The following is a 13,569-nucleotide window of genomic DNA, read 5'->3' on the forward strand; positions in this document are numbered from 1 at the left end:
CCGCTACGACAAACGCGCTTACATCTACCTCGGAACGGTCACCGTCGCATCCCTGGTCATTTGGCTCCGCACATGATCCAGGAAACAGAACCTAGACCGTGCTGGCTGCTCAGCGTGGCAGGGTGAGTTGGTCCTAGGGATCGCTGGTGATGCGTGAGTGTGGCCTCATACAGAGAGATAGCACGACCCAAGTCGCCGGACGCATGGTAGGTGCGGGCCAGTTCCTCGCAGCTGACGAGAGTGTCGGGGTGATCGTTGCCAAGTGCGTGCCTACGCCGGGCCAACGTCTCCTCGTGGAGTGTGATGGCACGGGCCAGATCGCCGGAGTCACGGTACGAGTTGGCAAGGTTGGCGGCGACGGTGAGCGTCCCTAGATGCGAGTCGCCGAGTACCTGCGCGCACTGGTCGACCAACGGTTCGAGGATGGCGATGGACCGTTCGAAGTCCCCGGCTCCGTAGTAGGCGTCGCCCAGGTTCGAACGGACCTTCATGGTGATTTCGTGCTCGGCGCCAGCGAGCGCTTCGCAGCGGGCGAGGGCCGCCGTCAGTAGCGGAACGGCGCGGCCGTCATGGCCGAGGCCCTGGAGGTAGAGTGCAGCGCTCGCGTACCGGCCGGCGGGAAAGGTGTCAGCGTGTCCGTCAGGAGTGGTGGCCGCGAGTGCGACGAGGTGCGGAAGCAGCCGATCCCAGGTGGGGGACCGGCCAGAGTCGGGTGGTTCTCCCAGGGGGGCGACCGCAGCGCTCAGCAGCCGTTCGGCCTCCAACCTGCCGGTTGGCGCGCTGTCACCGATGGGCGACTGGTTCCGGAGTGTGGTCTGGACGAGGCGGTGGATGCTCACCGAGTCCGGAGTGAGGGAGACCATGCAGTAGACAGCAAGCACCCCTAGGGCTTCGTGAAGGTCGTCGCCGTCGTCGGCAATAGGGGTCAGCAGTCCAACTGGGATGTCATCGGGGGCTAGCCACGCCAGTGTGGACAGGACGCGGACCGCCAGGGGGTTGCGCTCCGTGAGGGTGCTAATCGTCTGGCGCCAGATCCGGGCGACCGTGCGCTCTGGGTCTACACCTTCGGGAGCCTTGTCCAACGCGCCTATCAGCCGTCGGCGGTAACGTTCAATGCTGATCGTCGGGTTCTGCGCGAGGTAGGCGCCGGCCTGCATCAGGGCGAGGGGAAGCAGCCCCAGATCGGCTGAGAGGGCCCGGGTCTCCTGTATCTGACGATGGGTCGGCGAAGTCGCGCCGAGCACCTGCCTACAGAGGAGATCACTCGCTGCAGCCAGGTCGAGTACGTCGAGGGCCAGCATTGCGATGGAGGTCGGCCAGCTAGCTGACCGTCGGCTCGTGGCGACGACGTGACCGTTAGGCGCGCTGACGTAGGGCTGCAGATCGGGCGGATCCTCAACGTTGTCGAAGACCAGCAGCCACCCCGGATGCCACTGCAGCCACAACATCGCCCAGGCGGCGCGCTCTTCGGTAGTCGCGCTGCCGGCCCACATAGGGATCAACCGCAGAGCGAGGTCGGCCAGCGATTGCTCGATGTGGTCGGGTGATGCAGCGGCAATCCACCACATCACGGTGTAGTCGCGACGGTGTCTGTGGGCGTACGCAAGGGCGAGGGTGCTTTTGCCGACTCCGCCGAGGCCTTGGACGACGGCAGTCCCGGCGGCCGGCTGCCCGAGCGTGCCGCGCAGCCAGTCCAGCTCGTTCGTGCGGCCGAAACACAGCGGGAGCGGCGGCAGGTTGGTGAGCCCGGCAGGTGCCTGAACATCGCGCGCCGAGCTCAGCAACTCGGCCGTCAGAACGTTGACCGGGCCGGTGACCGCTGTCCCGATGTGATGGGCGGCGACGGATCCGGCCCCTATTGCCTGGAAAGTGGATTCCGTCACCGCTGGACCCGCCGACTCCCGTGGCGAACGGTGACCGTCGACCTTTCTTTGCCCGACGGCCTACTGCGTGCCCTCATCTCAGTCCCCTCTGCAGGCCGACTGGGTGTCTCGCTCCCCAGCACGGCGCGCACGCTCCCATGTTGGGTCAGTATCGGCTGATAGGCGGCGAGAGTTCCATGGAATCGGGGCTTCGTTGCTGAACACAATCGTTGATGTTGAGGTCGGCCACGCGCCCCCCCCAGGAGCCAGTGGTCTCAAGACTCCTCAGTCTCAGTTGTGGTCTCAGGTGGTGGGAAATCTGGGGTGGTCCAACTTGGTCCATGGTCGTCCGACACCAGCACTGACCAGGTGTTTCGTTCTTGTGGTGGATGCCTATGGAAGCCGGTGGATCAAGTTCGGACAATTCGTCATGCGTAGGTTCCGGGGTTGCCCCGAAGGCCTGGTCGGTCGGCCTGGTTCACGACCATGTGAGGGTCGCCGCACTCCATGTGCGGGTGGCGGCATCGCCGTTGAGGAGCGTGTCTGCGAACACGGTGACCTGTCGGACGACGTCGGTGAAGCGTTCGGGGTAGCCGGTTGTGGCGGGGCCTTGTCGGCGGCGCCACGCGGTGTAGGAGGTCTGGCGACGTTCGCCGAGGTCGGTGATCGTGGAGCTGAGGGGTTTCAAGGCGATACCGCGGTGTGCGGCGGTGGCGGTCAGGGCCGTGGCGAGTTCCTGGCCGTCGAGGTCGTTGAGAGTGAGCAGGCGGTAGAGGTCGCCGTAATCACGGTCGCGGGTGTTGAGATCGCCGAGTGAGACGGCGGTGGAGAGTTTTTCGGCGATGACGGTGGCGAGTGGGTAGCCGAGGATCTGGAAGCTTTCCGTCGTGAGCTGCTGTGTGTAGTCGATGATCCGGGGGCCGGGGGTGACGGGGTCACCGAAGCTGACATCCAGTTGGAGCTTGAGCCGGGCCCGGGTGATGGAGGCGGCCATGGACAGGCGCAGGCCGTGGTATTCGTCCTCTTCGCGGATGGGGACGGTCCTGAGCGTCGCGGGATCGAATACGACTCCGTCGTCGATCTCGGTCGCGGCGATGGCCGCGATCCTGCGGACGATCTCGGTTTCGGTGCCAGGGAACGAGCGGCCGAGGATGTCGATGTCGCGGGTCATCCGGCGTGCGCCGAACTGGGCGAGGAGCAGGCCCCCCTTGAGGACGAAATGCTCCCGGCCGAAGGGTGATGCGGCCAAGCGGTAGAGGAAGCGTTCGAGGACGTACTCGACCATGATCTCATCCGTGGACCGGTTGGTGCGGCGGGCCAGGTTGCGCAGGTCGTTGTAGACGCGGCCGGCGGTGGTGTCACGCGCGGGGTTGGCCATCAGGCGAGCACCGCTTCTACGGCGGGGCGGATGATGGAGAGGGCGTCCAGTTCGCGTGCGATGTGCTGGAGTTCGCCGACCCCGCCGCGTCCGCTTCGGCGCAGGTAGCGGCCGAGTGCCGAGAGGGCGAGGGTCTCGCCGATGCGGCCGCGGTGGCGCATCGCGTCGACGACGCTGCGGGCGGCACCGTACACGGGGACGGTCTCTCCTGGGGCCGCTTCGAACCGTTCGGCGCCAAGAGGGAAGGTCTTCGGGGCGTACTGCGCCACCACGGTCGGCGGATAGGAAATCGTAGGGCGTCGTGAACCGCGCGGCACGGCGATGTGCACTGCCGTGGGGATGTCGTCGATCAACTCATGCAGGGCCAGGGCGGACTCACCGCAGACGATAGCGCGCGGAGCCCGGGTGCACACGGCCAGCAGGTCTGCGTGTGCGGTCTCCGGGGCATCCGTCCGCCGGTACACCCCACGGGACAGTTCGTCCAGCTCTCCCCTCGCCACCAAGGACGCCAGATCACGGGCGGAGAGCAGGGCCTGACGTGCCTGCGCCGTCGTGAATGTAGGGGGGAGACCGGTCAGCCGCAGCTGCAAGCGGGAGTTTTCCGCATCACTCATGTATCGAATGGTACCCCTGTGTCGATTTCCAGGGATCGATTTGATACATCTCGATGGCGACTGACCGACGGGACGGTGTCACGAATCCCCAGGTCAGGAGTCCCATGCCGTGGGATTTCGCACGGACTCTTCAGGGACTCTCACGTCTGTCCCAGGGAGGTCGCCAGGATTTTCCACCGCGTAAGCAGGGAAGGCCCTGGCAGCGCCGAAAGATACGAACACGCTGCTCAGGGCCTACTTCCTCAGCACTCGATGATGTTCACCGCGAGCCCGCCCCGCGCCGTCTCCTTGTACTTCACCGACATGTCCGCGCCCGTGTCCCGCATCGTCTTGATGACCTTGTCCAGCGAGACCTTGTGGTTGCCGTCGCCGCGCAGCGCCATCTTCGCCGCCGTGACCGCCTTCACCGCCGCCATGCCGTTGCGTTCGATGCACGGGATCTGTACGAGGCCGCCGACCGGGTCGCAGGTCAGGCCCAGGTTGTGTTCCATGCCGATCTCGGCGGCGTTCTCGACCTGTTCCGTGCTGCCGCCCAGGACCTCCGCGAGGGCGCCCGCCGCCATGGAGCAGGCCGAGCCGACCTCGCCCTGGCAGCCGACCTCGGCGCCGGAGATGGAGGCGTTCTCCTTGAAGAGCATGCCGATGGCGCCGGCTGCCAGGAGGAAGCGGACTACGCCGTCCTCCTTCTCCGTCTCGGTGGCGCCGCCTGCCGCGAAGTTCATGTAGTAGTGCAGGACCGCCGGGATGATGCCCGCCGCGCCGTTGGTGGGGGCGGTGACCACGCGGCCGCCTGCCGCGTTCTCCTCGTTCACGGCCATCGCGTAGAGCGTGATCCACTCCATGGCGTGGGTCGCCGGGTCGCCCTCGGCGCGGAGTTGGCGGGCCGACTGGGCGGCGCGGCGGCGGACCTTGAGGCCGCCGGGGAGGAGGCCTTCGCGGGCCATTCCGCGGGAGACGCAGGCCTGCATGACGCGCCAGATCTCCAGCAGTCCGGCCCGGATCTCGTCCTCCGTGCGCCAGGCCTTCTCGTTCTCCATCATCAGGGCGGAGATCGACAGGCCGGTCTCGCCGGACAGCCGCAGCAGTTCGTCGCCGGTGCGGAAGGGGTGCTTCAGGACGGTGTCGTCCAGCTTGATGCGGTCCTCGCCGACCGCGTCCTCGTCCACGACGAAGCCGCCGCCCACCGAGTAGTACGTCTTCTCCAGGAGCAGGTCGCCGTTGGTGTCGTACGCGAAGACCGTCATGCCGTTGGCGTGGTACGGCAGCGTCTTGCGGCGGTGCAGGACCAGGTCCTTGTCGACGTCGAAGGCGATCTCGTGCATGTCCAGCAGCTGGAGCCGGCCGCTCGTACGGATACGTTCCGCCTGATCGTCGGCGCTCTCCACGTCGACGGTGCGCGGGGAGTTGCCCTCCAGGCCCAGGAGGACCGCCTTGGGGGTGCCGTGGCCGTGGCCCGTCGCGCCGAGCGAGCCGTACAACTCGGCCCGTACGGACGTGGTGTGGGCGATCAGGCCCTCGTTCTTGAGGCGGCGCGCGAACATGCCCGCCGCGCGCATCGGGCCGACCGTGTGGGAACTGGACGGGCCGATTCCGATCGAGAACAGGTCGAAGACCGAGATGGCCACGGTGATGACTCCTTGCTGGGTGGCTGAGGTGACGCCGTTGTCCGCGGGGGTGGTGCGGTGGGGACGGCGTACATGGAGCGGGGCACCGCGCCGCACGGTCCAGTGTGCGCGGTGCCCCGTGGCTCAGGCCGTGGATGGCAGGCCGTACGGATGACTGCTACAGGCCCGGGTACAGCGGGTGCTTGTCCGCCAGCGCCGTGACCCGGCCCGCCAGCGCCTCGCGGTCGAACTCCGGCTTCAGCGCCGCCGCGATGATGTCCGCGACCTCGGTGAAGTCCTCGGCCGTGAAGCCGCGGGTGGCGAGCGCCGGGGTGCCGATCCGCAGGCCCGAGGTGACCATCGGGGGGCGCGGGTCGTTCGGGACGGCGTTCCGGTTGACCGTGATGCCGACCTCGTGCAGCCGGTCCTCGGCCTGCTGGCCGTCCAGCTCGGAGTTCCGCAGGTCGACCAGGACCAGGTGGACGTCCGTACCGCCGGACAGGACGGAGACGCCCACCTCGGTCACGTCCGGCTGCACCAGACGCTCGGCGAGGATCCGTGCGCCGTCCAGGGTGCGCTGCTGGCGCTCCTTGAAGTCGTCCGTGGCCGCCACCTTGAAGGAGACCGCCTTGCCCGCGATGACGTGCTCCAGCGGGCCGCCCTGCTGGCCCGGGAAGACCGCGGAGTTGATCTTCTTCGCCAGTTCCTTGGTAGAGAGGATCACGCCGCCGCGCGGGCCGCCGAGGGTCTTGTGCGTGGTCGTCGTGACGACATGCGCGTGCGGCACCGGGTTGGGGTGCAGGCCCGCGGCGACCAGACCGGCGAAGTGCGCCATGTCGACCATCAGGTACGCGCCGACCTCGTCCGCGATCCTGCGGAAGGCGGCGAAGTCCAGCTGGCGGGGGTACGCCGACCAGCCGGCCACGATCAGCTTCGGACGGGACTCCTTGGCCAGGCGCTCGACCTCGGCCATGTCGACCGTGCCGGTCTCGTCGTCGACGTGGTACGCGACGACGTTGTAGAGCTTGCCGGAGAAGTTGATCTTCATGCCGTGGGTCAGGTGCCCGCCGTGGGCGAGGTTCAGACCCATGATCGTGTCGCCGGGGGAGAGCAGCGCGAACATCGCGGCCGCGTTCGCCTGGGCGCCCGAGTGCGGCTGCACGTTCGCGGCCTCGGCGCCGAACAGCGCCTTCACACGGTCGATGGCGATCTGCTCGATCACGTCGACGTGCTCACAGCCGCCGTAGTAGCGGCGGCCGGGGTAGCCCTCGGCGTACTTGTTGGTCAGTACGGAGCCCTGCGCCTCCATGACCGCGACCGGCGCGAAGTTCTCCGACGCGATCATTTCGAGGGTGGACTGCTGGCGGTGGAGCTCGGCGTCGACGGCGGCGGCGACATCCGGGTCGAGCTCATGGAGCGAGGTGTTGAGAAGCGACTTCGAAGACATCACAGTCCCTGGGGTCTCTTGGTGCTGGGGCACGTCTTGGCGGGGCACGTCAGTTGCCGGAGAACTCCGTGTACTCGTCGGCGGAGAGCAGGTCCTTCGGCTCCTCCGTGACGCGCACCTTGAACAGCCAGCCGCCCTCGAAGGGGGCGGAATTCACCAGCGAGGGGTCGTCCACGACGTCCTGGTTCGTCTCGGTGACCTCACCGGTCACCGGGGCGTACAGGTCGCTGACGGACTTGGTGGACTCCAGCTCTCCACAGGTCTCGCCGGCCGTCACCGTGTCACCGACCTCGGGGAGCTGGGCGTACACGACATCGCCGAGGGCGTTGGCCGCGTACTCCGTGATGCCGACCGTCGACACGCCGTCCTCGGCGGTCGTCAGCCACTCGTGCTCCTTGCTGTAGCGCAGCTGCTGGGGGTTGCTCATGACCTGAATTCTCCTGTACGCGGGGGTGTGGTGGGGAACAGCTGTCTTGCGGATCGAGACGGGGGCCGAGACGCGCCCGGTCCGGGTCGAGACCCGGGCCGGGACATGGACCTGGACGCGGACCTGGACAGCGATACCGGGATGCCGGTGCCGGAAGACGTACGTATCACTTCTGGCGCTTGTAGAAGGGCAGTGCGACGACCTGGTACGGCTCGTGGGAGCCGCGGATGTCGACCCCGACGCCGGTGGTGCCGGGCTTGGCATGGGCGGCGTCCACGTACGCCATGGCGATCGGCTTGCCCAGCGTGGGGGAGGGGGCGCCGGAGGTGACCTCGCCCACCACCGCGTCGCCCGCGACCACCTGGTAGCCGGAGCGCGGGACGCGGCGGCCCTCGGCGACCAGGCCGACCAGCTTGCGCGGCGGGGAGGCGGCGGCGAGCTCGGCCGCGGTGGCCAGCGCCGCCCGGCCGACGAAGTCGCCGCCGTTCGACGTCTTCTCGAACTTCACGACCCGCCCGAGGCCCGCGTCGAACGGGGTGAGGGCCGGGGACAGCTCGTTCCCGTACAGCGGCATCCCGGCTTCCAGCCGGAGCGTGTCGCGGCAGGACAGCCCGCAGGGCACCAGACCGACGCCCTCGCCGGCCTCGGTCAGCGCCTGCCACAGCTGCTCGGCGTACCGGGGCTCGACGAACAGTTCGAAGCCGTCCTCGCCGGTGTAGCCGGTGCGCGCGATCAGCGCGGGGACCCCGGCGACGGTGCCGGGCAGGCCCGCGTAGTACTTGAGCCCGTCCAGGTCGGCATCGGTGAGCGACTTCAGGATGCCGGGGGACTCGGGGCCCTGGACGGCCAGCAGCGCGTACGCGTCACGGTCGTCGCGTACGTCGGCGTCGAAGCCCTCGGAGCGGGCGGACAGCGCGTCCAGCACGGTCCGGGCGTTGGAGGCGTTGGCGACGATCATGTACTCGGCGTCGCCCAGGCGGTAGACGATCAGGTCGTCCAGGATCCCGCCGTCCTCCTGGCAGATCATGGTGTAGCGGGCACGGCCCACGGCCACGGCGCCGATATTGCCGACCAGCGCGTAGTCCAGGAGCGTGGCGGCCGCCGGGCCGGAGACGGTGATCTCGCCCATGTGGGAGAGGTCGAACAGGCCGGCCTTCGTACGGACGGCGTTGTGTTCGTCGCGCTCGCTGCCGTACCGCAGCGGCATGTCCCAGCCCGCGAAGTCGGTCATGGTGGCGCCCAGCGCGCGGTGCACGGAGTCGAGCGCGGTGAGGCGAGGGGCAGCGGGGGCCTCGGCGGAGGCGCTGGAGGTGCTGCTCGGGGGGACATGACTCATCGGTGTGGCTCCCAGGGCATGACGGCGAGGACGGTCCTCCCCATCTGTCATCGGAACCTGAGAGGTTCATCACGACCACTCGTACCGAGGGTCATGACTTGCACCTTGGGTGGAGCCGCAGAGCTGCGGCACGCTTTTCAGATCTGCCTCATCCGCGCGGTACGGGGCCTGAGAGATTCAAGGGAGGAACTTGCTCCTTCGGCGCCCGGCACACTCGGTGACCGGGACTCTCCCGCGCGGATTCAAACGGCCGGTATGCAGTTGGCGGGCACATCATCGCACGGGCCGTGGTCGAGTGGGGCGGCCCGGTCCATAACGCGCCTCACACCACGAAAAGCTTGTGAGGCATTGCCATTTCTTTACACTTTATGGGCAGGGTTCATTGGACCAGGCCCGGCTGAGCTGACAGGGGGACGGCGATGATGTCGCAGAGGTCCAGCGCATACGTGACCACCGCGGGCAGTACGGCGAGCGCCACCGCCGGGAGTGCGACGGCGAGCGCCGCCGGGAGCACGAGGAAACCGGCTGTGGCCGGGAAACCGGGCCCACCCACGCAACAGGACCCGCCCGCGAACATGGACCCGCCCGTGTCCGTGAAACCGGGCCCGCCCGCGCCGGGGGCCGTGACGCGTGGAGTGCCGGTCGTCCGGGATCTGCGGGCGCGCGGCGGCCGGGTGCCCAGACGGCTGGCCTTCGCGGCCGGGGACGTGGTGGTGGTCTCCGGGCTGCCGGGCAGCGGCAAGTCCACTCTCATCCGGCGGGCCGCCGAGGGCGGCGGCATCGACTCGCAGGACACCAGGGACCGCTGGGAGCGGCGGCTGCCCGGCGGACTGCCGTACGGCGTCTACCGCCCGCTTGTCCGGATCGCGCACTACGCGGGGCTGTGGCGCGCGCTGCGGTCGGGCGCGAGCGTCGTCGTCCACGACTGCGGTACGCAGGCCTGGGTACGGCGCTGGCTGGCCCGCGAGGCCCGTGCCCGCGGCCGGCTGCTCCATATCGTCCTGCTGGACGTCCCGGCCGAGGTGGCCCGCGCGGGCCAGCGCGAGCGCGGCCGGGGAGTCTCCGGCTACGCCTTCGCACGCCACCTCCGCGCGGTCGGCCACCTCCTCACCGGCGCCGAATCGGGCCGGCTTCCGGAGGGCTGCGCCTCGGCGGTGCTCCTGGACAGGGACGCGGCGGGGGCGCTGGACCGGATCGCCTTTCCGGTGACGCGGGGGGAGTGAGGGACGGCTTCCCGGAACTTGGCCGCGGACCCGCCCTCCCGGGCCCGTATCCCTGCGGAACCCGCACCTCCGCGGAGCCGGGGCCGCCCTCCGGGACCCGCCCGCCCCACCGTTCTCGTCACCTGCCCGGCGCAGGGTCCGGCCTGCGGAGTTAGGGTGCTGCGGCAGGGTCGAGGGTGGAGGGAAAGACAGTGAATACAGCATGGCCGGGCAACGAGCTCGAAGAGGTGCTCGCCGCCTCGCTCGGCGTCGACGGGGCGGGCGCGCGGCTCGTCGAAGTACTGGCACGCAGCGAGGTCTGGGTTCCGCTGCCCAACGGGGGCGGCCCCGACAGCCCCAATCTCGATCTGCCGACGGTGGAGATCGAGGGATCCGCGTACGTCCCGGTATTCAGCTCCGAGCAGCAGTACCTCCAGTGCGTCGGCGCCCATATGCCGTTCACCGTCGCCCCGGCCCGTGAGTTCGCCCGGGGGCTGCCGCCGCAGCTCGGGATCGCGGTCAATCCGGGCGGCATGGTCGGGATGCCGCTGCCGCCCGCAGCCGTCGCCGAGCTGTGCCGGGTGGGCCGTACGCCGCTCGACGGTCCGGCGAGTGGCGGACGTGTCCGGCTCTTCGAGCCGGACTGGCAGGAGGAGCCGGTCGATTTTCTCGCCGCCGCCGCGGGGGAGTTCGAGGAGTCCGGCGTGGTGCTCTCCGCCCGGCGCGCGCTCGCCAGCGTGGAGGGCGAGTCCCCGGTTCTCTTCGTCGGGGTCCAGCTCTCCTCCTGGGAGGGAGCGGACCGTAATGCCCCGATGGACGCGCTCGGCCGTGCCCTGCACCGGGCGCAGGTCGGCTGGCCGGTCAATCTCGTCCTGCTGGACATGGCACAGGACCCGGTCGGCGATTGGCTGTTGGCGAAGGTGCGGCCGTTCTACGAGCGCCGTTACGCGTAGAAATCGGTGGTGGCCGGTGCCTGTGGCCGACAGTCGTCGGTATCGGTACGGGTACGGACGCGCGCCCGGGGTACGTCTCCTGGGGTACGTCCGGAAAGGGACCGGCTCCGCTCGCCTACGCGGAGGGCACACCGGTCGTCAAGTCTGTGTCAGAGCGGCCGCCTAAGCTGGTTTGATGGCAGGGGCGCCGCGGTCGTGCGGTGTTTCCGGCCAGAGGCATGGTGGCTGCCGTCGGCCGTGGGTTTTCCGTAGGTTCCCGTGGCCGCCGCACCGTGTGTCCCGAGGTCCCTCCACCGTGGGCCGGCGGGGGACATCGGGGGAGCTGGTCGAATGGTGGATCGAACGAGGGGCGGGACCCAGAGTGAGCGCGTCAGGCACCGCGGCGGCCGGGCAGGTCGAGAACATGCTGCGCCAGGTGACCCCAGGGCGCTATGACGCGTACGAGGCACTGCTGCACTCCATCGCCGACGGCAGCGTCTGGATGCTGCTCTGGCACGGCCAGGCCGGTTCGCCCGACGCCCAGTACGGCAACATGGAGATCGACGGCCTGGGCTACGCCCCCTGCGTCACCTCCGCGCAGGAGCTGGCCGTGAGCGGCTGGACCCGTGCGCACGAAGTGGTCACCGGCCACGACATCGCGCACGCCCTCTATCCCGACCGCTGGGGAATCTGGCTCAATCCGCACGCTCCCGGCGGCGGTGTCGGTATCCCGTGGCTCGATCTGCGCCGGATCGCCACCGGCCTCGACCGGATGCCGGCCGGACCGCTGCGGCTCTCCGAACCGGCCATCGCGCTGCCGCAGTTCTACGCGATGCTCACGCAGAACGCGCACCGCACCCCCGCGGTCCGCTCGCTGCGCCGCGCGTGGGTGCAGCCGGCGCTCGGCGCCCCGTACCTGGCGATCGGCCTCGACCTGTACGACACGAGCGGGCCCTCCGTCGACTCGGTGCGCACGATGATGCGTCAGTCGGTCACGGCCGTCCCCGACGGGCTCCCGGTGTCCACCGTCGCGATGTCCGACGAGTACGACCCGGTGGCGATGTGGCTTCAGGTCAACTCGCGGCCGTTCTACGACCGTGAGGCGCACGTGGCTCCCGCGCCGGCGGGTGGTTACGGCTACCCGCCGCCGGCCTCCCGCGCGTACTGATCCAGTCTCCCTCCCGCGCGTACTGACCGGTCTCCGCGCGCGTACCGACTAGTCTCCCTCCCGCGCGTACTGACCGGTCTCCGCGCGCGTCCTGACCGGACCTCACGCGCGACTGCCCCCGCGTTTTTTGAGCCGTCGCGTGGCGCGCGTGGCGTGTCCGTGCCAAGCCGGGGCCTCCGGCGTGCATAGGGCACCCACGGTTCCGGAGTGCTGACCAGGTGTCACATCGCGACCCTTCGCGCGCCCGGATGTGCCCCTGTTTCCACCCGCATGGCGCCAGTTGGGCGCGATGTCGGATGTGGAGGAATAGTGGATGAGTTGGTCCGCTGACGTGATCCCCACGTCCGCATAACGGTAATCCTTTGATCGCATCACGGTTGAGCAACCATTCCCCAAGAGGGCTGGCGGGTGATCGTGAAGTAGCAGAAGACTCCGTGCAGCAAGTTGTCTAGGCCTGTGTGCGGCGCGCTGACAGAAGCAGCTCCCGTCGCGGCACGGCTACTTGCGACATGTGATCTGAACGAGCCGCTACAGCGGCGGTCATGGGCCGGCCACCGTCGGCCGAGAGGGGTCTCCAGCGCAATGACGGCACCTATCGAGACCACCGGTTCGGCGGCGCAAGCACCGCCCGAAGCGGTGCTGAAGGGCGCCGGGGGCAAGCAGATCGAGGGCCGTTCGCTCGGCCGGATCGCGTGGACGCGCTTCAAACGCGACAAGGTCGCCATGGCCGGCGGCGTCGTCGTGATCCTGCTGGTTCTTGTCGCCGTACTGTCCAAACCGATCCAGTCCGTCTTCGGGCTCGACCCCAACGCCTTCAACCAGGACCTGGTCGATCCCACTCTGCTCGCCCCGAAGGGCAGCTTCGGCGGCATGAGTTGGGACCACCCGCTCGGTGTCGAGCCGCAGACGGGGCGCGACATCCTGGCCCGCATCATCGAGGGCTCCTGGGTCTCCCTCGTGGTCGCCGCCGGATCCACCATCCTGTCGGTCGTCATCGGCGTCGTGATGGGCGTCGTGGCCGGCTTCTACGGCGGCTGGGTCGACAGCGCCATCAGCCGGATGATGGACACCTTCCTGGCGTTCCCGCTGCTGCTCTTCGCGATCTCCATCTCGGCATCGCTCCAGGGCAACGCGTTCGGCCTCGAAGGGCTTCCGCTGCGTATCGCGGTCCTGGTCTTCGTCATCGGCTTCTTCAACTGGCCGTACATCGGCCGGATCGTGCGTGCGCAGACACTCAGCCTGCGCGAGCGCGAGTTCGTGGAGGCGGCGAGGTCGCTGGGCGCGCGTGGGCCGTTCATCCTCTTCCGTGAGCTGCTGCCCAACCTGATCGCACCGATCCTCGTCTACTCGACGCTGCTCATCCCCACGAACATCCTCTTCGAGGCGTCCCTGAGCTTCCTCGGCGTCGGTATCGCCCCGCCGCAGTCCTCGTGGGGCGGCATGTTGTCCACCGCGGTCGATCTCTACCAGGTCGACCCGATGTTCATGATCATTCCCGGCATGGCGATCTTCATCACCGTGCTGGCCTTCAATCTGCTGGGGGACGGGCTGCGCGACGCACTCGACCCTCGTGGCAAGTAATCGCGGGCTCTCACCGCA

At 68.8% G+C, this 13,569-nt stretch carries 12 protein-coding genes and 1 riboswitch; of the genes, 4 read left to right on the top strand and 8 right to left on the bottom strand.

The window, feature by feature from the left end; all coding sequences use genetic code 11:
* Positions 1-56: 56 nt before the first annotated feature.
* From ACIQD6_RS30010 to ACIQD6_RS30045, 8 genes are all read right to left on the bottom strand, one after another.
* Complete coding sequence (locus ACIQD6_RS30010) at positions 57-1,883, bottom strand: tetratricopeptide repeat protein (protein ID WP_401888425.1); 1,827 nt, start codon at positions 1,881-1,883, stop codon at positions 57-59.
* A gap of 457 nt (positions 1,884-2,340) precedes the next feature.
* Positions 2,341-3,240: a nucleotidyl transferase AbiEii/AbiGii toxin family protein gene (locus ACIQD6_RS30015; protein WP_401888428.1), complete on the bottom strand. Its 900-nt coding sequence runs from the start codon at positions 3,238-3,240 to the stop codon at positions 2,341-2,343.
* Positions 3,240-3,854 (bottom strand): type IV toxin-antitoxin system AbiEi family antitoxin domain-containing protein, encoded by a 615-nt coding sequence (locus tag ACIQD6_RS30020; protein WP_401888431.1) that lies wholly within the window; start codon positions 3,852-3,854, stop codon positions 3,240-3,242. Before ACIQD6_RS30020 ends, ACIQD6_RS30015 begins: the two co-directional genes overlap by 1 nt.
* A gap of 242 nt (positions 3,855-4,096) precedes the next feature.
* The gene (locus ACIQD6_RS30025; RefSeq protein WP_401888433.1) at positions 4,097-5,479 is read right to left on the bottom strand and encodes an L-serine ammonia-lyase; all 1,383 of its coding nucleotides are present in this window, start codon (positions 5,477-5,479) and stop codon (positions 4,097-4,099) included.
* Between the two features lie 157 nt (positions 5,480-5,636).
* Positions 5,637-6,905 carry a serine hydroxymethyltransferase gene (gene glyA, locus ACIQD6_RS30030; RefSeq protein WP_401888435.1) on the bottom strand — a complete coding sequence of 423 codons (1,269 nt, stop codon included), beginning with the start codon at positions 6,903-6,905 and terminating at the stop codon, positions 5,637-5,639.
* A 49-nt stretch (positions 6,906-6,954) separates the two neighbouring features.
* Complete coding sequence (gene gcvH / locus ACIQD6_RS30035; protein ID WP_401888438.1) at positions 6,955-7,332, bottom strand: glycine cleavage system protein GcvH; 378 nt, start codon at positions 7,330-7,332, stop codon at positions 6,955-6,957.
* 166 nt (positions 7,333-7,498) lie between these two features.
* Entirely contained in the window at positions 7,499-8,668 is a 1,170-nt protein-coding gene (gene gcvT / locus ACIQD6_RS30040; protein ID WP_401888440.1) for a glycine cleavage system aminomethyltransferase GcvT, read from the bottom strand.
* A 147-nt stretch (positions 8,669-8,815) separates the two neighbouring features.
* Positions 8,816-8,913: riboswitch (glycine riboswitch) on the bottom strand.
* Positions 8,914-9,047: 134 nt separating this feature from the next.
* Positions 9,048-9,221 (bottom strand): hypothetical protein, encoded by a 174-nt coding sequence (locus ACIQD6_RS30045; protein WP_401888442.1) that lies wholly within the window; start codon positions 9,219-9,221, stop codon positions 9,048-9,050.
* Between the two features lie 22 nt (positions 9,222-9,243).
* Between ACIQD6_RS30045 and ACIQD6_RS30050 the strand changes: the two genes are divergently transcribed.
* From ACIQD6_RS30050 to ACIQD6_RS30065, 4 genes are all read left to right on the top strand, one after another.
* Positions 9,244-9,891 carry an AAA family ATPase gene (locus ACIQD6_RS30050; RefSeq protein WP_401888444.1) on the top strand — a complete coding sequence of 216 codons (648 nt, stop codon included), beginning with the start codon at positions 9,244-9,246 and terminating at the stop codon, positions 9,889-9,891.
* Positions 9,892-10,082: 191 nt separating this feature from the next.
* Positions 10,083-10,823 carry an enhanced serine sensitivity protein SseB gene (locus tag ACIQD6_RS30055; RefSeq protein ID WP_401888447.1) on the top strand — a complete coding sequence of 247 codons (741 nt, stop codon included), beginning with the start codon at positions 10,083-10,085 and terminating at the stop codon, positions 10,821-10,823.
* A 361-nt stretch (positions 10,824-11,184) separates the two neighbouring features.
* Positions 11,185-11,970 carry an enhanced serine sensitivity protein SseB C-terminal domain-containing protein gene (locus ACIQD6_RS30060; protein ID WP_401888449.1) on the top strand — a complete coding sequence of 262 codons (786 nt, stop codon included), beginning with the start codon at positions 11,185-11,187 and terminating at the stop codon, positions 11,968-11,970.
* Between the two features lie 582 nt (positions 11,971-12,552).
* Complete coding sequence (locus ACIQD6_RS30065) at positions 12,553-13,551, top strand: ABC transporter permease (RefSeq protein ID WP_401888451.1); 999 nt, start codon at positions 12,553-12,555, stop codon at positions 13,549-13,551.
* The last annotated feature ends 18 nt before the right edge of the window (positions 13,552-13,569 follow it).

The sequence above is a fragment of the Streptomyces sp. NPDC088400 genome (genome assembly GCF_044753355.1).
Lineage (GTDB): Bacteria > Actinomycetota > Actinomycetes > Streptomycetales > Streptomycetaceae > Streptomyces.

What these genes read in the sequence shown, in the direction of transcription:
- ACIQD6_RS30015 (WP_401888428.1), bottom strand. Translation starts at nt 3,240, where the DNA reads ATGGCCAACCCCGCGCGTGACACCACCGCCGGCCGCGTCTACAACGAC.
- ACIQD6_RS30020 (WP_401888431.1), bottom strand. Translation starts at nt 3,854, where the DNA reads ATGAGTGATGCGGAAAACTCCCGCTTGCAGCTGCGGCTGACCGGTCTC.
- glyA (WP_401888435.1), bottom strand. Translation starts at nt 6,905, where the DNA reads ATGTCTTCGAAGTCGCTTCTCAACACCTCGCTCCATGAGCTCGACCCG.
- gcvH (WP_401888438.1), bottom strand. Translation starts at nt 7,332, where the DNA reads ATGAGCAACCCCCAGCAGCTGCGCTACAGCAAGGAGCACGAGTGGCTG.
- gcvT (WP_401888440.1), bottom strand. Translation starts at nt 8,668, where the DNA reads ATGAGTCATGTCCCCCCGAGCAGCACCTCCAGCGCCTCCGCCGAGGCC.
- ACIQD6_RS30050 (WP_401888444.1), top strand. Translation starts at nt 9,244, where the DNA reads ATGGACCCGCCCGTGTCCGTGAAACCGGGCCCGCCCGCGCCGGGGGCC.
- ACIQD6_RS30065 (WP_401888451.1), top strand. Translation starts at nt 12,553, where the DNA reads ATGACGGCACCTATCGAGACCACCGGTTCGGCGGCGCAAGCACCGCCC.